Here is a 16,660-nt window from a genome sequence, read left to right as displayed (position 1 = left end):
AGAAGTGACATTTTATTGACCGTCTATCAGAATTGCTTCAAGAAGCCTCTAGCACGGCCGATTCAGGGCATTGAGAACCGCTGGGGATGGGCGGTGCCTTTGAGGACAAGGAAGTTACCGCGTGCCTGCACGAATTTTCTGTATTGAGACGTTTCCCGATGAATGTATTGCGAACCTCCCTGAGAGCACAAATCCTGGCGCTGCTCGGTGGCAGTCTGCTGGCGATGCTGTTGATCGCCCTGGCGTGTTTCAACTTCCTCTCCAGCGGGGTGCAGAGTTATCGCAGCTTGATTGACGGGCCGTTGCTCACCTCCCAACTGATCGACGAGGCCAACCTGCAATTCAAGGTGCAGGTGCAGGAATGGAAAAACGTCTTGTTGCGCGGCAAACAGCCCCAGGACATGGAGAAATACTGGAGCCAGTTCCAGGACCGGCAACGCGATGTACAAAGCATCCTCACACGCCTGGTCACCCACACCAGCAGCGAACCGGCCTTGAATCGACGCATCGAAACCCTGCGTCAGGAACACCAGCAACTGGGCGTGGCCTACCAGCGCGGCCGTGATGCCTACGTGGCGGCGGGCGGCGACCCTGCCGTCGGGGACGCTGCCGTGAAAGGCGTGGACCGTGCCGCCAGTGAGCAGATGAGCGCCCTGGTCACCGACCTGCGCGAACAAGGCAGCCAGCAGTCCTTGGCCATCAGCGCCTATGCCGAGCGCACCGTGATGGTGGGCTTGGCGGTCATGCTGTTGTCCGGTGTGTTGATTGGCTTGTTCAGCCTGTGGTTGATCAACCGCAATCTGATCCTGCCGATTCGTGGCCTGATCGACTACGTCACACACCTGAGCCATGGCCGTTTTGCCGAGCGCGTGGCCAGTCGTCGCCAGGATGAACTGGGGCACCTGGCGGCCGCCGCCAATACACTGCGCGACTTCCTCGCCGAAACCTTCAGCCGCTTGCAACGCAGCGCCACTGACCTGGTGAGTGCCAGCGGCGAGTTGAACGCGATTGCCGGGCAGATGGCCACCGGTACCCATGAGCAATTCAGCCGCACCGACCAGGTGGCCACGGCGATGACCGAAATGTCCGCGACCGCCCAGGAGGTCGCCCGCCACGCCGCCGGAGCCTCGCGTGCTGCCGACGAAGCTGATCATTCGGCCCGCGAAGGCGCTGAGGTGATGAACGTCACCATCGCCACCATCGGCCAGATGCGCAGTGAAATCCTCAACACCGGCACCATCATCCGACGCCTGGAAACCGACAGCGTACGTATTGGCAAAGTGCTCGAAGTGATTCGCGGGATCGCCGAGCAAACCAACCTGCTGGCGCTCAACGCCGCCATTGAAGCCGCACGCGCAGGCGAGGCCGGGAGGGGGTTTGCAGTGGTGGCCGATGAAGTGCGCAGCCTGGCGCAACGCACGGCGGCGTCGATCATCGAGATCAACCAGATTATCCAGGCGGTGCAAACCGGCGCGGTGGATGCAGCCGAGGCGATTGTCAGCGGCCAGTCGTGCAGCGATGACAGTGTGGAAAAAGTCACCCAGGCCGGTGCGATGCTCGCGCACATCACTCAGGCGGTGGAAGCGATCCGCGACATGAACCGCCAGATCGCCACGGCGGCCGAAGAGCAGACGTCGGTGGCCGAGGACATCTCGCGCAACATCACGCAGATCACCACCGTGGCCACGGCCAACCTCGACAATGTGCAGCGCACCCAAGCGGCGAGCCACAACCTGCGTGGGTTGTCAGGTGAGTTGAATGAGGTGACGGCGCGATTGGGCGCCTGATCAGGCGGTGGGCAGGCTGAACGTGAAGAGGGTGCCGTGCTCGGCGGTGGTGGACACGCTTAGTTCACCGCCGTGGGCGTCGGCAATCTGCTTGACGATATACAAACCCAGGCCCAGCCCGGCTTGTGGGGTGTTTTTGGCCGGGCGCGCGTAGGGCTGGAACAGGCGCGGCAGTGCCAGTTCGTCGATTGTGCCGGGGTTCTTCACGGTCAATGTGAAGTGGCCTTGTTCGATCTTTGCCGTGACCTCCACCGGGCCATCATGGGCGCCATGGTGGATGGCATTGGCCACCAGGTTGGAGAGCAATTGCGCCAGGCGTTCGCGGTCGCCGTTCACGCCTCGCAGGTCGCCGATCTCGGCCTGGATGAGCCGCTGCGGATGCACGCTTTGTACCTCCGACACCACGTGCTGCAAGGCATCCTGCAAGCCCTGGCACTCGCCGATGTTCAACGGAATTCCGCTGCCCATGCGCCCGCGGGCGAAGTCCAGCACGTCTTCGACCAACTGCGCGGCGCGCCGGCCGCTGGCAAGGATATGCCGCAGCAGCGTGTCGGTGGCCGGGTCCGGGTGTTTGCGCAGCAAACGTTCGGCGCCGACGTTGATCGCGAACAGCGGGTTGCGCAGGTCATGGCCCAGCACGGCGATGAATTGCTCGCGCAGTTCGGCAGTGCCGCGTTCTTCCTGCAGTTGCGCGTGGGTCTGCTCTGCAGCTTCTTCGGCTTCGATCTGCAATGACAGCACGCGCGCGAACGACTCCATGGTCGACTGGATCGTGCTGCTGCGCAGGCTTGCAGGGGTGGGGTCGAGGGCGCAGATGGTGCCGAAGAAGCGCCCGTCGGTACGGAACACCGGCACCGAAATGTAGCTTTCAAACTGGTACATACGCGGCGTGTGATGGTCGTGATAGACCGGGTCTTCGCTGGCTTTGTCGATCACCACCGACACGTGGGAGCCCCGAATTTCGTGGCAGATGGTGGTAGTCAGGTCCAGCTCGCCGCCCACGCCAAGGCCGAAACCCAAGTGGTCGAGCACCGCGCAGGCGGTCCAGGTGTCATCGGTCACCCGTGCCACGGCAGCAAAGCGCAGGCCGGTCATGTCGCTGATGACTTGGAGCATCGCGGGTACGGCACTGATTCGGCCAATGGTGGCGATGTCGGCGGCTTTTTGCCCCATGCAGCAGTCTCGATCCGGAAGGTGCTGAGCGTTATGCCCCGGCCAGTGCAGGGATATTAACGACCTTGAGTATTGCAGGTGTAATTTCATTCATTAAATTGAGGGTTTTCCTACGACTGGCTAACGCACACGCACAAAAAAACCGCGCCACCCTGAGGTGGCGCGGTTTTTTGAGGGGCAATTCACGTGTCTTGCTTGTCTTCCAACACAGCGCCGGTCTTGGCGTCGAGCTTCACTTCAAACTTCTTGCCGGCGGTGTCGGTCAGGTCAACTTCGTAGACCAGCACGCCGTTTTTGTGGTCCAGCTCGGTGTCGGTGATGTTGGCACCGGCATGCTTGGCCACAGCGGCAGCGTTGAGTTTGTCAAAAGGCATCACCGCGCCGGACTTGAGCAGGCCTTCGATATGGTCGGGGCGAACATCAGCCTGGGCCAGGCCGGCGGTCACGGTCAGGGCAGTGGCGGCGAACAGTGCGGTCAAGGTTTTCATGCTGTCTTTCCTTCTTGGGTGAGCTGTTTTAGTGGCGCCAGATTAACCGGCGCAACTTAACTCATCCTTAATGGCACACTGACTTCAGTATTTGTAGTCGTTCAGCAGGTCTTGCACGCTGGACGACGGCCAGCGCTTGTAGAACTTCAACAGTTCGGCAGCGCGGTTGGTAAAGATGCCATCCACGCCGGCCTTCATCACCTTGTCGAAATCCACCGGCTCATCCACGGTGTAGACGTGCACCAGCAAGCCCTTGTCGTGGGTCAGCTGGTTCATTTCAGGTTTCACCAGGTCGGTGTAGCTCTGGTCGCCGTGGTCGGTCAGCTCAGCCGAAGGGCCGGTGCCGATGGCGCCGAGGCTCTTGGCTTGGTCCACCCACTTTTCGAATTCGGCAGCGTCTTTGGGCTCTTGCTTGGCGTAGTAGGCGGCCTTGGTCGGTTCGCCGGATTCGGCAAAGGTCTGCTTGGATTTTGGCTCGATGCTGCCTTCACCTACCCACAGCAGCAGGATTTTCGGCGTGTTCGGCATTTCTTTTTGCAGCTCTTTGAGGCTGGCAGTCTCGAAAGTTTGCAGCACCACGCGGCCCTTGCCCTGGCCGACGCCGGTGTTGCTCTTGCCCAGCTTGGAGCCGGCGGAGCTGAGCCAGCCTTTATCCAGCAGCTTGTTTTTCAGGTCGGCTTCGATGCCCGGGAATTGCTTGGGTTCTTTGGTTTCGATGTAGAGGCCTGGTTTGTGCTGCGGGTTGCCTTCGGCGATCTTGATGATGTCGTCCAGGCTCTGGATTTTCAGGCCGACGAAGCCTGGGCGCGCGCGGTCCGGGTAGGCGGCGTTGAACCAGCTGCCGGCGTCGAGGGTTTGCAGTTCTTTCCAGGTGAATTCGTTGGCCGGCGCATCTTTGCGCTCGGGGAACTTGGTGGCTACGTCGGTGGTGCGCTGCAGGTTGTTGTCGTGCAGGGCGAACAATACGCCGTCCTTGCTGCGCTGCAGGTCCAGTTCCAGGTAGTCGGCGCCCAGGTCGCGAGCGACCTTGTAGGCCGCCGCGGTGGACTCCGGTGCATCGTAGGAAGCGCCTCGGTGAGCGATCACGGCAGGGTAGGGAATGCCTTCGTTTGTCGCCAATTCAGCCGGGCTGATCGGTTCGGCCGCCTGTGCCTGGCCAAGGCCGAGCGCCAGGGCGAGCAGCAGGGCGCTCTTGGAAAACGTGACAGGCATATGCGAAGTCCTTTCGTGGAGGTAGCTTTGAGAAGGCCTCCTTTTTAACAATTGATTGCGAAAGGCGCTATCACCAAACCGACATTAACGTGCGCACGCGCCAATTTTCTTGGTTTTTTTGGGACGCATTCCAGTACTCTTGCCCGCAGCTGCCCCGTTAGAGGACGGTACTTTCTGCCACGCGTGTAAACCATCTTTCCAGTCCCCGTGGGACTTTTCAGTGAGGTTTACCATGCGCATCACTTCCGAGCTTATCTGCCAGGCTGCCGACCAACTCCACGGTTTTGTCGGCCTGAACCGCAAGACTGGCCAGTACATCGTACGTTTCAGCGAAGACGCCTTCGGCATGGACGTGGCCGATGACGGCATCATCCCCACCGCCGAATTTGTCTGGCTGCCGGCCCCCGAGCAAACCATGACCCTGTCGCGTGAGCGTATCCAACTGCTGCTCGACCAGAACATCGACGACCGCATCAACATCACCGAGCCGCTGCGCGCTTACATGCGCCGGGTGGAGATTCCGCAGATCAGCGCGTTGCGCAGTCTGGTCAACTGAGCCGAGCAAGACTTCTGTTAGCAGTAGCTTATGTGGCGAGCGGGCCTGTGTGGCAAGCAGGCCTGTGTGGCGAGCAGGTTCGTGTGGTAAGCGGGCTTGTGTGGCGAGCGGGCTTGCCCGCGTTGGGGTGCGAAGCGCCCCCATGCAGCCCCTCGGTATTACAGAGATACCGCGAGCGCTGGTTTTGGGGCTGCTTCGCAGCCCAACGCGGGCAAGCCCGCTCGCCACACAAGCCTGCTTGCCACACAAGCCTGCTCGAAACACTTTCAGGGTAATTCGCTCGCGAAGGCGTAGGCCCGTTCCACTTTGCATACCCGTGTCTGAAACGCCGAGTACCAGCTGGCGCGTCCTTGCTCGCGCACCGCACGGTGCTCGGCCTGCTGCTTCCAGGCCAGGATCGCCGCCTCGCTTGCCCAGTACGACACAGTAATGCCCAGGCCGTCCTCGCGTGCCGATTCCACGCCAAGAAACCCAGGTTGCTCGCGCGCTAGTTCGAGCATGCGGGTGGCGGCCTCGCCGTAGCCTTGGTCACCCTCGGTGCGCAGTGAGCTGAAAATCACCGCGTAGTAGGGCGGGGCGGGTGTGTTGGCGATCATGCCGATTGCTCCTGGCACGCCTTGAGCAGCGCAATCACCAGGGGCGGGGTGATGCCCTTGAGCGCGGCGCGTTCCGGTTGGAACAAGGTGGTGACGAAGAACGGATGGCCCAGCAGTTCCGCTGCGCGAAGCTCGCCCGCCGCGTCGTGGCCACTGGCGATCAGGTCACCCGCCAGCAGCGCCTCAAGGCACTGCGGGTTGACACCGTAGCTGCAGCGATAACCTTCATGCAGATCCAGGCTGCCGTAAGCGTCGGCGATGCGTGTATAGGGGGTTAAACGCACGGCGCCGGTCGACTCCACCAAGGCGCAGTTCAGAGGTGTGATGATGGCGCGTTTGGCTTCCGGGACGAGTTCGCCGTGCTCGGCATCGGCCCAGCCCAGCACATTGCGCGCATATTCGAGCATCGCATGCTGAAAACCGCCGCAGGTGCCGAGGAAAGGTCGCTGCTGCTCGCGGGCGAAACGGATGGCGCGCAGGGCGCCCTCGGGGTCGCGATAGGGGCTGCCGGGCACGCACCAGAAACCGTCAAAACCGTGCAGCTCGGTGGAGGGCGTGAGGGTATCGGTGTCGAGCCATTGCAGATGAACCTTGAGGCCAAGGTGGTCGGCGGCGAGTTGCACGGCAACGGGAATGGCTTGGTGGGCGGTCACATCGGGGGTGTAGTCGCCGATCAGGGCGAGGTGCAGCGCAGTGGCGGTCATCAAAGGCATCCCATGGCTTGTTGAGTCCTGGCGCCCACTATAGATTGGCGTTCACGCAATCAATATTGGCGTTTACCCATATGCTCAATGCAGCAACGCACTATCAAATCGACTACCCCGACCTGTCGCTGATCCTTGCGCTGGTGCGTGGTGGCACGCTGGCGCGGGCGGCGGCGCTGTTGCGGGTGGATGTGTCCACGGTGTTCCGCGCGGTCAGGCGCCTGGAGGCGGCGCTGGGCCAGACGCTGTTTGAAAAAAGCCGCGCCGGCTACCTGCCGACCAGCTTGGCCAGCACCTTGGCGCAGCAGGCCGAACACGCAGAACAAGCGCTGGAAGCCGCACGGGTTGGTGTGGAGCAGGGCGGTGAGGTGATCAGCGGCACGGTACGCCTCACCTGTACCGACTCGGTGCTGCAAGGCCTGTTGCTGCCGGCCCTCGCGCACTTCATGCCGCATTACCCGGCGCTGACCCTGGAGCTGAGCACGTCGAATGATTTTGCCAACCTCAGCCGCCGCGACGCGGACATCGCCCTGCGTCTGACCCGCACGCCGCCGGAACACCTTGTAGGGCGTTGCCTCGGCACCGTGTCGTACCAAGTGTGCGCCAGCGTCGACTATGTACGCCGCCACCCAGGCGCTGAGTTGGCCGATCTGGCCTGGATCGCGCCGGATGACTTCCTGCCCGACCACCCCACGGTGGCCTGGCGCCGTGAGCACTTGCCCGGCGTGCGCCTCAGCTACCGCTGCAACAGCATGTTGTCGGTGACCGAATTGGTGCGGGCGGGCCTGGGGGTGGCAGCGCTGCCGGATTTTCTATTGGATGGCACCCTGCAACCGGCGGGTCCTGCGTTGGCAGGGCACGACACGGCGCTCTGGTTGCTGACGCGTCCCGATTGCCGGGCGCTGCGCTCGGTGGTCACGCTGTTTGATGAGTTGGGCCGGCATGTGCGGCTCAAACCCTGAGGCAACGCGGAATCGAGGCGTGGCTACTGAGGTTTTCGTACAAAATTTTGGTGCATTTCGCAGGTTAGGGCGTCGATGTGCTCCGTCAGCTGTTTGGTCATTTCGGTGAGCCGGGTGTTCTGCTCCAGCAGTTCAAGCAACTGCTTGGTGGTCTGCGCGGCCTGGGCCTGGCGCTCGGAATTGGCGACGGCCAGCGCTTCGCGGTGCTGCGCATCGGCGTCCGACTGAGCCTTGTCGCGGGCCGCCTGGCGTGTCTGCGCGAGCAGGATCAACGGTGCGGCGTAGGCCGATTGCAGGCTGAACGCCAGGTTGAGCAGGATGAACGGGTACACGTCGAAATGCGTGATGCCGGTCATGTTCAGCACCACCCACAGGACCACGATTGCGGTTTGCGCGCCGAGGAAGGCCGGTGTGCCAAAAAAGCGTGCAAACGCTTCGGCCTTGAGCGCAAAGGTGTCGTTGCCGAACGTTGGCGCCAGGTGGGCGTGGCCGCGATGGAAACGTAGGTGGTCGACGGGGTCGGCTTGGGGTTTGTCAGGGTTCATGGCGGGCTCGGATGGTCATAGAGACAGTCAAGCACTATAGACCGAGCCCTCGGCCGCCCGCATGAAGATCGGGTCAGCTGCCGCCGCGCTCATTGGCGAACGCGCTGACGGCCTGCACCGCCTCGCTGGTGCCTTCGCGAATCTGCAGGATCACCGTACCCGCCTGGTTGGCCAGTTCCACACCTTGCGCGGCGCGGTCGCGCGTGGCGTCCATGCTGTCGATGGCCTGGCGGGTTTCAGCCTGAATCATTGCGATCATGCTGGAAATCTCGGTGGTGGAACCGCTGGTGCGTGCCGCCAGCTGCCGCACTTCATCGGCGACCACGGCAAACCCCCGGCCTTGTTCACCAGCGCGTGCCGCTTCGATGGCGGCGTTGAGGGCCAGCAGGTTGGTCTGGTCGGCAATGCCACGAATGGTGTTGACGATGGCAGTGATCTGCTGCGAGCGGTCACCCAGCTTGGCGATCAGTTGCGAGGATTCGTCGATATCTGCGGAAATTTCACGCATGCCGCTGGCTGTTTTCTGAATTACTTCGGCGCCTTTTTCCGCCATGTCTTGGGTCTGCAGGGACAAGTGATAGGCCTGCGCAGCGCTGTGTGCATCCGCAGCATGCTGTTGCACGCGCTGGGTGATGTCCGATGCGAACTTGACCACTTTGCACAAGCGCCCGCTGGCGTCGTAGACCGGGTTGTAGTTGGCTTCGAGCCACACGGTTTGGCCATGCTTGTCCACGCGTTCGAATTGCCCGCTGAACAGCTCGCCCTGGTTAAGGCGTCGCCAGAAATCACTGTAGGTCGCGCTGTTGGCCAATTCTGCAGTACAGAACAGGCGATGATGCTTGCCCTGGATCTGCGCCAGGCTGTATCCCATGCGCTGCAGGAAGTTCGAATTGGCCGTGATGATGGTGCCGTCTAGGTTGAATTCGATCACCGCCATTGCCCGGCCGATGGCTTCCAGTTTGGCGTTGGCTTCGCTTTCGGCCTGCAGGCGCGGGGTGACGTCCATGGCGTACTTCACCACTTTGATCACCTGGCCTGCAGCATCATGAACCGGGTTGTAGCTGGCTTCCAGCCATACCGACTCACCGTTGCCCGCCACGCGCTCGAAGGTCCCTGCCTGGAATTGGCCGTTGCGCAGGGTCGACCACAGCTGGTTGTACTCGGCGCTGCGGTCGAATGCGGGCGTGCAGAACATGCGGTGCGGCTGGCCCACCACCTGATCGGCGCGGTAGTTCATGGTCTTGAGAAAGTTGTCATTGGCCCGTAGGACGTTGCCTTGCAGGTCGAACTCAATCACGGCCATTGAAGACTCGATGGCATTCAGCAGACTGGTCTGTTGAGCAAGGGTGTGTTGCAGGGTACTGATGGTTTTCTTGTGGGCGTTGAATAGCATGTCGGAAGCTCGGGCAAGCAAACGTATGGGTTTTCCATGTAAGGGTGCCTGCCTCCGTAAGTCTCGCGGCCTACGGTTGACGTGCTCATTGTCAGCTTCCTGGTGCTGACGCATGGGGGGGAACAAGGGGTTCAGAGTGATCAGCCTGAGCAGAAGTTCGCCCAAGGGGCAGGACCTTTTGCGGGTCGGCGACCAATGGCGGCATTATGCTATCGCTTGGGGCGTTGCATGGAAGATTCAGACGAGGTGCAGCAGGGCGTTCTCAAGCGGAACGGGCGACCCTCTCGTCGCTGGTATTCACGCGGTTGCGCCCCGTGTCCTTGGCGGCATACAGGGCGCGGTCCGCTGCACTCAGCCACATGGCGGCATCGGTGAAGAACGGTTGGAAATCCGCCAGGCCGATGCTCAGGCTGACCCGCAGTTCGGGGATGTGCGGGTGGTGGTAATTGCTGAAGGTTTCGCGCATGCGCTCCATCACCTGCGCAGCTTGTTCCAAGGGCACTTGCGGAAGAATCACACAGAACTCATCGCCACCGTAGCGGCCGGCCAGGTCGTTTTCCCTGAGGTTGCGCCGCAGTTCCAGGCTCAGTTGGCGCAGCACCGCATCCCCGACGATATGGCCATGGGTGTCGTTGATCTGCTTGAAGTGATCAATGTCGATCAGCGCGATGGTGGCGTGGCTCTGCTGTTGCCGGCATTTGTTGAACTTGAGATTGAGCAGGTCTTTCCACGAACCGTGGTTGAGCAGCCCGGTGAGGCTGTCGATGCGGCTCAGGGCGCTGAGCGCGCGTTTGTGTTCGGACAGTTTGATTGCCAATTGAAAGCAGACCATGCCGATGGCCATGGGGTACAGGGTCAACATCGGCAGGCAGGCGTAGACCTGAACCAGGCTCACCGTGGGGTTGAAGTGCAGCCCGAACAGCAATCCGGCCAGGGCAACGCCGAGTACCTGAGCCACGGCGCCGCGTATGAGCAGGCGTTTACCCCCGGCGGCGACGTTGTTCATGGCGACCATCGACAGCAGGGTCACAGTGGTCAGGGGCGTGAACTGCAGCGTTGCGGCCCAGAACCCACTGAACAGGGCGTCATACACCAGGTTGCGCTGTTCGGCGTCGTAGGGGATGTTGGCGCGGGTCGCCAGTAAATAGGCCAGGTGCGGCCAGACAAAACCATTGGCCAGCAGCAGTGCCCAGATCCAGCCAGGCATTGCCAGCGGATACAGCGCGGCAATTACGCTGAGACAGCACATGGCGCTGCCGATGATCCTCGGCCTGTAGATACGCCTGGCAAATGAACGCCCTTTGCCTTGTCTGTTTTCCATAGAGTCCTGGTCCAGCTGCTTTTTCACAGATACGACGACGCGCATTCGCTGGATTAGCCGTTGATCGGATAATACCGGTGAATATTGTCAGTTATCCGCGTGGGAATAATCAGTGGCCTTAGAGGCCATTTGCGCAAAACAGAGGGCGAATACGTCAAAAACGACGCGCGATGTCGCTCGCGCAACAGCGTTTTACAGTGGTTGAGAGGGCTTTACTTCGTAGCCGGCGAGGAACAGGTCTATGGCTGACTCGATCACCTCGGCTTGGGCGGTGGCGTCGAGCGTGGGTTGGCCCAAGGTAATTTGTGGCCAGAACGCGAAGGCCTTGAGCAGGCTTTGTATCTGGTGGGCGGCAAACGCCGGGTCGCTGCAGGAAAGGCGGCCGTCTTCCTGGGCGGCGCGTACCCATTGGGTAAAGCCTTCCTCACGCGTGCTCAGGCGGTTGACCATATCTTGCGCGCGCTCGGGTGAATGGATGGTGGCGGCAATGGCGACGCGGGCCAGGTCGAGGAAGTTGGCGTCCGCCATCATCTTCATCTTGGCTTGCAGCAGGCCCTGCAATTGCTCGCGCAGTGGGCGCTCGGCAACATAGCCGATGTCGAGTTGAGCGACGCTGCTGGCCCAGAGTTGGTGGAGGATTTCGGCGAATAACTCCTCCTTGCTGGGGAAGTGGTTGTACACCGTGCGTTTGGAAACACCCGCCGTGGAGGCGATCTTGTCCATGCTGGTGACCTCGAACCCGTTAGCCCGAAACTCGGCGATAGCGGCAGCCACGATGGCTTCGCGTTTGCGGTCGGTGAGGCGTTGAGGCGCAGTCATGGGGGGCGTTCAGCTCTTGAGGAGGAAATTACACTGGGCAGTTTACTTGCTCCGGATTTTGTTGCAATCTTGAAACTACACTGTGCAGTGTAATTTATGAGCCGACCGTAGGAGTCACTCTGCAATGGCCACCGTCTCATCCCGTCTCAAGCCCTCGCCTGCGGCGCTCAAGCCTGCCGGGCAAGACCAGGGGCACTTCAGCAATGACGCCCCGGTGCAGCATGGCGGCTTGGGCAAGACCTTGCGTATTTTCTGGAACATGCTGTTCAACAAGCCACGCAGCACGCGGCCGGTGGGCAATATTCCGGTGCAACCGCTGACGCGCGAGCAATTGTTGGCCGCCCCCGATCACAGCGTGTTTCGCCTCGGGCATTCCACGGTATTGCTGAAAATGCGTGGCAAGTTCTGGGTGACCGACCCAGTATTCGCCGAGCGCGCCTCGCCGTTCAGTTGGGCCGGGCCCAAGCGTTTCCACCAGCCGCCAATCAGTCTTGAAGAACTACCGCCCCTGGAGGCGGTGATTCTTTCCCACAATCACTACGACCACTTGGACCACAAGGCTGTCGTCCAATTGGCCGACAAGACCCGCTACTTTCTTGCACCGTTGGGCGTGGGCGACCTGTTGATCAAGTGGGGCGTGGCTGCCGACAAAATCCGGCAGCTGGATTGGTGGCAAGGCACCGAGGTGGATGGCATCCGTTTTATCGCCACGCCTGCGCAGCACTTTTCCGGGCGTGGCCTGTTTGATGCCAACCAGACCCTGTGGTGTTCCTGGGTGATGATCGATGGCGCGCGACGGATCTTTTTCAGTGGCGACACCGGCTACTTCGATGGCTTCAAACGCATCGGCGAACAGTACGGGCCCTTCGACCTGACACTGATGGAAACAGGCGCTTACAACGTCGACTGGCCCCATGTGCACATGCAGCCCGAACAAACCCTGCAAGCGCACATCGATCTCAAGGGCCGTTGGCTGCTGCCGATTCACAACGGCACCTTTGACCTGGCGTTCCATGCCTGGCACGAACCCTTTGACCGCATCATGGCCCTGGCGTGGGAGCGTAATGTGGCGATTACCACACCGCCGATGGGGCAGGCGTTCAGTTTGAATCAGCCGGAGCGCGGGTATGCGTGGTGGCTGGAGGTGGAAACGCAAGACGTCCAGAAGCGTCTTGTGAGTTGACGGCAGAGACCATACAAAAAGGGAGTTTCAAGCTGTTTCAGTGCTGTGACAGGGGGCAGTCAAGGGTGCGATGATCCGTGACATTCATGGTTCGGGGGGGCGCTCTGATGGACGACACATTCACCAAGCTTTGGCACACAGGCGGGCCAAGCCCCTTTGTGCACGCGGCGCAGACGCCGCCGGCGTCGGTAGCGCGTGTGTTGCCCCTCATCAATCAGGTGACCCCGCGCGGCATCGACTTTGGTGTCGATCCTGGCGCGGATATCCACGGCAAGGGCAGGGTGCCGATTCCTGGTTATGACACACCGGCCCTGCCGCTCAAGCCCATACGTGATCCGTCATTGTCATTGGTGGCCTTGAGCGGAATCGACCCCACGGGGTCGGTAATGATGGAGGTGCCCCTGGTGCAGAACAACAGCCGCCACAAGGCCGAGCAGGCCCTGGCCGGCCGGCGTATAGGGTTCGCTGACCAATGGATGCAGGGCAATCGTCGCGAGCCGATCGAACACACGGCAGCCTTCCTACGAGTGCTGGACACCCTGCGCCAGGCCGGCGTGCACCTGGTGCCCGTACCTGCGCAGCGGGTCGATAGCGCCCTGCAGTTCAACCTGCACACCCGCAATGAAATCGACGAACATATTAGCGAATACCGGTTGGATGCCCTGGTGTCCGACAGCCGCAGTGCTGCGTTTCATGCAGCGTGCTGGAGTGGCTACCCAGGCTTGAGTGAGCCACTGGAGGAGGGCGCCACGCTTTGGTTCTATGGCGCGCGCTGGGCAGGGGGCTCCCTGGCGGCACTGGTCCGGGAGTATCGCCGCCTGCCGGGTCTGAACATTGCCGCAGCTGCAAGGGGCTCCCGGTGCCTTCAATAGCCTTGCCTTGCTGGCCTGGGCCGCGCGTTAAGACCACGGCACTCACAGCCTACGCAGCCGGCGTTGACATGAAAGCTGGCTGAAGGCGCTGGCCTGTCCGGTGATGCGGCTGGACACTACGCACCATTCGGTTGAGGCGTTGCTGAGTCAATTGAGGCCGTTGTTGAGCCCATCAGCCGCGAGATAATATTTTTGGCGGTGGGTTCGGCGGGTTTAGTCTCGAACTTGCGCGCACTCATGCCCCACCCCGGAGCAAACCCCGGGAAGAACACCAGCCCCTCAGCCTCCAGGCGGAACGCCAAGGCCAGCCGGGTTTCATCACCGCCGTCGCCCTGACTCTCAAACTGTTGAAGCGCCTCCACCGTCACGCCAGCCTGGCGGGCAAGCTCGTCACGGCTCCAGCCCAGCATCGCGCGGGCCTGTACGCTGTGCTTGGCGGTGAATTGATGCAGGACGATCTGCTGATCTACAAAAGAGCTCATTGCCAGAGAGGACATGGAATTTCTCCAGGGTTCGACGGGGGAGGACAAACTATACTGTGTTTTTGTACAGTTGTTTTGACCGCTCATCAACTGGATTTTTTATCCAGCGTTTTCGCGCCCCGTCACTCCACCCCAGGCGCCTCCCGGATAATCAGGTGATCCAGGTTCTCGATATTTGCGCTGAACACCCCGAACGTCTGCTCGGGGTTCTTCTTGCTGGGCACCTGTTTCAACGCTGGCGTCACCCCGTAGAAGAAGCAATACAACGCCCGCTCGCTGTCTACCGCAGCCTTGATCTGCTCCAGGAATGCCGTGCGCTTGCGGTAGGTATCGATGAGTTTTTTGCTCAGGTAGACGTTGACCGAGTAGGGCTTCTTGTCGAGCCATACCTTCTTTTCGAAGTCGATGCGAAAGCTGCTGGTGTAGTCCTTGATCGCCTTGATCTTGCCCCAGTAGATCAGGCCCTTGTTGTCTTGCAGGTATTCGATCTTCTTGAAAAACGTCCAATAGGTGGCGGTGTGATCGACGATCTTGAGGGGCATTGCCTTGAGCGTGTCTTTGTCATCGATGTTCGACACATAACATTCCACCGGGTGCGCGAAGATGCTGGTTCTGTCCGGCGTGGTGTCACTACCACCGTGGGATGTGGAGACTCGATTTGAAGGCAGCTTCGCAGGCTCTTGTGGGATTTGCCCGTCGGTACCCGCACCCGGTGTTTTGCGCGGGTACTGACGCCGCGTCAGCACAAATTCCGAGGGGAAATGGTCCTCACGCTCATCGTCACTTTCGCCGCTCGCCGCCTTGTAGCTGCTGGCGTAGCGGCAGCCGTCGATATGCCGGGTGCTGGTCTTGTTCTTGAAGTGCGGGGTGCGCTGATAGTTGACGTTTTTAGCGTTGAACGTGCTCAGCGTATTGCCCGTATCGAACGCTGCGCGGCATTCGTCGTTGGGGCACAGGAAGCTGTCTTGGTCGGAATCGAACTCGGTGGTTTCGTCGAAATTCAAGTCTCGAACGTCGTAGATCGACAGCTTGTCCTCGAGACTCAGACAGTAGGCCGTGTCGAATTTCATGGGGCTCGGGTCCGTGAGAAGTTTCGCTATTAATAGCGGGAACCCGCGCAAATATCAGCAAGAACCTGAGAACTAGCCTCCTAGCACCCATGCTAGTGTGCTCCCCAGCCTGACACCGATCAAACTGTGGGAGCTGTCGAGCCCCAGCGAGGCTGCGAAGGGATCGCCTCGGTTTCCTCGCCGACCCCATCCGCCCGTATCAGCGCTGCAACCGCGCCCGCTTTTTCTTCTTCACATGAAAATGCCGAAAATGCGCATCCTGCGCCGCCGCCAACAACTCTCGATCCCCACGCGTATCGCCCCAAGCCCGCAGCCGATACTCGCCCAAATCCCCATACACCGCCTCAAGCCGCAGCACCTTGTTCTCACAGCGGCAGTTGTTCCCGGTGAGCTTGCCGGTCAACACCCCATCGACCACCTCAAGCTCAGTGCCAATCAACTTGATCCCCAGCCGATCCGCAAACGGTTGCAACACCAACGCCGGCGACGCAGAACACAGCGTCACCACCGCGCCCGAGCCCAACTCCTGCTCCACCGACAACACCCCCGCCGGGCGCATCAACCGCGCCCAATTGCGCTGGCAATACTCCTCGGCCTTCTGCTGCACCCACGCCTTCTCCACCCCGGTCATAAAGGTGCGGATCAACTGCGCCTTCAACTCATCCCGGCTGATCTGCCGCAACAAAAAACGCAGCCCAGGCACCGCCAACTTGACCATCCGGCCGTAGAACTCAGCGGGGCCAAAGGCAAACTTGAGGAAGGGCACGAAACTGTCGTGATGGGTCAGGGTGCCGTCGAAGTCAAAGACGGAGAGTACTTTGGCGTCGATGGGGCCGGCTTCGAGCATGTCTGGGTTCACGGGTTGGCCTCGGTCCTATCTAGTATTTTTTTGGGTGTGCATCAGGTGTGACAGCAGGAGATTACTCCCGTGCCAATCTTCCGATCTTGGCGTAAAGCGCTTGAGTGAAAGACTCCCGGTCACTCGACCGGTGACAACGCTGATGGCAATTGGGACACAAGGCTACAGCATTGGTGATGCGATCCGAACCCTTCTGGACGAGGTGGTCAGCCTGATGTGCTTCAAGAAGTGGCCATTCACAGCACATAAAAAAGCCCTGAACGAGTCAGGGCTTCTGAGTGTTGCTTTGTGGAGGAATCAATCCCAGCTCAGCGCGCCGCCGGTCTGGTACTCAATCACCCGAGTCTCAAAGAAATTCTTCTCTTTCTTCAAGTCCATGATCTCGCTCATCCACGGGAACGGGTTAGTAGTCCCCGGATACTCTTCCTTCAACCCAATCTGCGACAAACGACGATTCGCGATGAACTTGAGGTAGTCCTCCATCATCGCCGCGTTCATGCCCAACACGCCGCGTGGCATGGTGTCGCGCGCGTATTCGATCTCCAGTTGCGTCCCTTGCAGGATCATCTGGGTCGCTTCTTCCTTCATCTCGGCATCCCACAGGTGTGGGTTTTCGATTTTGATCTGGTTGATCACAT

General features: G+C 60.7%; 17 protein-coding genes and 3 pseudogenes. 5 read left to right on the top strand and 15 right to left on the bottom strand.

The window, feature by feature from the left end; all coding sequences use genetic code 11:
- Window positions 1-158 precede the first annotated feature (158 nt).
- Window positions 159-1,787, top strand: a complete 1,629-nt coding sequence (locus GIW02_RS19515) for a methyl-accepting chemotaxis protein (RefSeq protein WP_236413079.1) — start codon at window positions 159-161, stop codon at window positions 1,785-1,787.
- Here GIW02_RS19515 and GIW02_RS19510 read toward each other — a convergent pair whose 3' ends face one another.
- The 3 genes from GIW02_RS19510 to GIW02_RS19500 all read right to left on the bottom strand — a co-directional run bounded on the left by GIW02_RS19510 (window position 1,788) and on the right by GIW02_RS19500 (window position 4,660).
- Window positions 1,788-2,960 (bottom strand): GAF domain-containing sensor histidine kinase, encoded by a 1,173-nt coding sequence (locus GIW02_RS19510; RefSeq protein ID WP_236413077.1) that lies wholly within the window; start codon window positions 2,958-2,960, stop codon window positions 1,788-1,790. It lies immediately after the preceding gene.
- 182 nt (window positions 2,961-3,142) lie between these two features.
- Window positions 3,143-3,448 carry a PepSY domain-containing protein gene (locus GIW02_RS19505; protein WP_236413075.1) on the bottom strand — a complete coding sequence of 102 codons (306 nt, stop codon included), beginning with the start codon at window positions 3,446-3,448 and terminating at the stop codon, window positions 3,143-3,145.
- A gap of 84 nt (window positions 3,449-3,532) precedes the next feature.
- Window positions 3,533-4,660: a glycerophosphodiester phosphodiesterase family protein gene (locus GIW02_RS19500; RefSeq protein WP_236421985.1), complete on the bottom strand. Its 1,128-nt coding sequence runs from the start codon at window positions 4,658-4,660 to the stop codon at window positions 3,533-3,535.
- Between the two features lie 232 nt (window positions 4,661-4,892).
- Between GIW02_RS19500 and GIW02_RS19495 the strand changes: the two genes are divergently transcribed.
- Window positions 4,893-5,216 carry a DUF2025 family protein gene (locus GIW02_RS19495; RefSeq protein ID WP_236418053.1) on the top strand — a complete coding sequence of 108 codons (324 nt, stop codon included), beginning with the start codon at window positions 4,893-4,895 and terminating at the stop codon, window positions 5,214-5,216.
- Between the two features lie 266 nt (window positions 5,217-5,482).
- Here GIW02_RS19495 and GIW02_RS19490 read toward each other — a convergent pair whose 3' ends face one another.
- Both GIW02_RS19490 and GIW02_RS19485 read right to left on the bottom strand, forming a co-directional pair.
- Complete coding sequence (locus GIW02_RS19490; protein WP_236418055.1) at window positions 5,483-5,812, bottom strand: antibiotic biosynthesis monooxygenase family protein; 330 nt, start codon at window positions 5,810-5,812, stop codon at window positions 5,483-5,485.
- Complete coding sequence (locus tag GIW02_RS19485) at window positions 5,809-6,516, bottom strand: CTP synthase C-terminal region-related (seleno)protein (RefSeq protein WP_236418057.1); 708 nt, start codon at window positions 6,514-6,516, stop codon at window positions 5,809-5,811. Before GIW02_RS19485 ends, GIW02_RS19490 begins: the two co-directional genes overlap by 4 nt.
- Window positions 6,517-6,596: 80 nt before the next feature.
- Here GIW02_RS19485 and GIW02_RS19480 point away from each other — a divergent pair, with 80 nt between their 5' ends.
- On the top strand, window positions 6,597-7,478 hold the full coding sequence (locus GIW02_RS19480; protein ID WP_236418059.1) for a LysR family transcriptional regulator: 882 nt from the start codon (window positions 6,597-6,599) through the stop codon (window positions 7,476-7,478).
- 23 nt (window positions 7,479-7,501) lie between these two features.
- Here GIW02_RS19480 and GIW02_RS19475 read toward each other — a convergent pair whose 3' ends face one another.
- The 5 genes and pseudogenes from GIW02_RS19475 to GIW02_RS19460 all read right to left on the bottom strand — a co-directional run bounded on the left by GIW02_RS19475 (window position 7,502) and on the right by GIW02_RS19460 (window position 11,556).
- On the bottom strand, window positions 7,502-8,023 hold the full coding sequence (locus GIW02_RS19475) for a DUF1003 domain-containing protein (protein WP_236418061.1): 522 nt from the start codon (window positions 8,021-8,023) through the stop codon (window positions 7,502-7,504).
- 73 nt (window positions 8,024-8,096) lie between these two features.
- A pseudogene (locus tag GIW02_RS27380) lies at window positions 8,097-8,537 on the bottom strand (methyl-accepting chemotaxis protein); the annotation flags it as partial.
- Between the two features lie 156 nt (window positions 8,538-8,693).
- Window positions 8,694-9,326, bottom strand: a pseudogene (locus GIW02_RS27375) (PAS domain-containing protein); the annotation flags it as partial.
- 352 nt (window positions 9,327-9,678) lie between these two features.
- Window positions 9,679-10,737: a diguanylate cyclase gene (locus GIW02_RS19465; RefSeq protein WP_236418063.1), complete on the bottom strand. Its 1,059-nt coding sequence runs from the start codon at window positions 10,735-10,737 to the stop codon at window positions 9,679-9,681.
- 192 nt (window positions 10,738-10,929) lie between these two features.
- Window positions 10,930-11,556: a TetR/AcrR family transcriptional regulator gene (locus GIW02_RS19460; protein WP_236418064.1), complete on the bottom strand. Its 627-nt coding sequence runs from the start codon at window positions 11,554-11,556 to the stop codon at window positions 10,930-10,932.
- A 124-nt stretch (window positions 11,557-11,680) separates the two neighbouring features.
- Between GIW02_RS19460 and GIW02_RS19455 the strand changes: the two genes are divergently transcribed.
- Window positions 11,681-12,739: an MBL fold metallo-hydrolase gene (locus GIW02_RS19455; RefSeq protein WP_236418065.1), complete on the top strand. Its 1,059-nt coding sequence runs from the start codon at window positions 11,681-11,683 to the stop codon at window positions 12,737-12,739.
- Window positions 12,740-12,846: 107 nt separating this feature from the next.
- Window positions 12,847-13,611: a hypothetical protein gene (locus tag GIW02_RS19450; RefSeq protein ID WP_236418066.1), complete on the top strand. Its 765-nt coding sequence runs from the start codon at window positions 12,847-12,849 to the stop codon at window positions 13,609-13,611.
- Window positions 13,612-13,727: 116 nt separating this feature from the next.
- Here the strand turns inward: GIW02_RS19450 and GIW02_RS19445 are convergent, their stop codons facing one another.
- The 5 genes and pseudogenes from GIW02_RS19445 to GIW02_RS19425 form a co-directional block, all read right to left on the bottom strand.
- Entirely contained in the window at window positions 13,728-14,108 is a 381-nt protein-coding gene (locus GIW02_RS19445; RefSeq protein ID WP_236418067.1) for a helix-turn-helix domain-containing protein, read from the bottom strand.
- Window positions 14,109-14,215: 107 nt separating this feature from the next.
- The gene (locus tag GIW02_RS19440; RefSeq protein ID WP_236418068.1) at window positions 14,216-15,163 is read right to left on the bottom strand and encodes a hypothetical protein; all 948 of its coding nucleotides are present in this window, start codon (window positions 15,161-15,163) and stop codon (window positions 14,216-14,218) included.
- Between the two features lie 199 nt (window positions 15,164-15,362).
- Window positions 15,363-16,010, bottom strand: a complete 648-nt coding sequence (locus GIW02_RS19435; protein WP_236418070.1) for an HAD-IB family hydrolase — start codon at window positions 16,008-16,010, stop codon at window positions 15,363-15,365.
- Between the two features lie 73 nt (window positions 16,011-16,083).
- Window positions 16,084-16,254 (bottom strand): annotated as a pseudogene (locus tag GIW02_RS19430) (HNH endonuclease); the annotation flags it as partial.
- Between the two features lie 65 nt (window positions 16,255-16,319).
- On the bottom strand, window positions 16,320-16,660 hold a 341-nt coding region (locus GIW02_RS19425; RefSeq protein ID WP_032873688.1), incomplete at its 5' end, for a ribonucleotide-diphosphate reductase subunit beta.

Source organism: Pseudomonas syringae, from assembly GCF_021606685.1.
Lineage (GTDB): Bacteria > Pseudomonadota > Gammaproteobacteria > Pseudomonadales > Pseudomonadaceae > Aquipseudomonas > Aquipseudomonas syringae_R.
The sequence above is the reverse complement of the archived record's forward strand: the minus strand, read 5'-3'. Positions and strand labels throughout refer to the sequence as shown.

Coding starts and splice junctions, on each gene's coding strand:
- GIW02_RS19440 (WP_236418068.1), bottom strand. CDS start 15,163: ATGAAATTCGACACGGCCTACTGTCTGAGTCTCGAGGACAAGCTGTCG.
- GIW02_RS19490 (WP_236418055.1), bottom strand. CDS start 5,812: ATGATCGCCAACACACCCGCCCCGCCCTACTACGCGGTGATTTTCAGC.
- GIW02_RS19455 (WP_236418065.1), top strand. CDS start 11,681: ATGGCCACCGTCTCATCCCGTCTCAAGCCCTCGCCTGCGGCGCTCAAG.
- GIW02_RS19435 (WP_236418070.1), bottom strand. CDS start 16,010: ATGCTCGAAGCCGGCCCCATCGACGCCAAAGTACTCTCCGTCTTTGAC.
- GIW02_RS19480 (WP_236418059.1), top strand. CDS start 6,597: ATGCTCAATGCAGCAACGCACTATCAAATCGACTACCCCGACCTGTCG.
- GIW02_RS19485 (WP_236418057.1), bottom strand. CDS start 6,516: ATGACCGCCACTGCGCTGCACCTCGCCCTGATCGGCGACTACACCCCC.
- GIW02_RS19515 (WP_236413079.1), top strand. CDS start 159: ATGAATGTATTGCGAACCTCCCTGAGAGCACAAATCCTGGCGCTGCTC.
- GIW02_RS19445 (WP_236418067.1), bottom strand. CDS start 14,108: ATGTCCTCTCTGGCAATGAGCTCTTTTGTAGATCAGCAGATCGTCCTG.
- GIW02_RS19450 (WP_236418066.1), top strand. CDS start 12,847: ATGGACGACACATTCACCAAGCTTTGGCACACAGGCGGGCCAAGCCCC.
- GIW02_RS19495 (WP_236418053.1), top strand. CDS start 4,893: ATGCGCATCACTTCCGAGCTTATCTGCCAGGCTGCCGACCAACTCCAC.
- GIW02_RS19460 (WP_236418064.1), bottom strand. CDS start 11,556: ATGACTGCGCCTCAACGCCTCACCGACCGCAAACGCGAAGCCATCGTG.
- GIW02_RS19500 (WP_236421985.1), bottom strand. CDS start 4,660: ATGCCTGTCACGTTTTCCAAGAGCGCCCTGCTGCTCGCCCTGGCGCTC.
- GIW02_RS19465 (WP_236418063.1), bottom strand. CDS start 10,737: ATGGAAAACAGACAAGGCAAAGGGCGTTCATTTGCCAGGCGTATCTAC.
- GIW02_RS19505 (WP_236413075.1), bottom strand. CDS start 3,448: ATGAAAACCTTGACCGCACTGTTCGCCGCCACTGCCCTGACCGTGACC.
- GIW02_RS19475 (WP_236418061.1), bottom strand. CDS start 8,023: ATGAACCCTGACAAACCCCAAGCCGACCCCGTCGACCACCTACGTTTC.
- GIW02_RS19510 (WP_236413077.1), bottom strand. CDS start 2,960: ATGGGGCAAAAAGCCGCCGACATCGCCACCATTGGCCGAATCAGTGCC.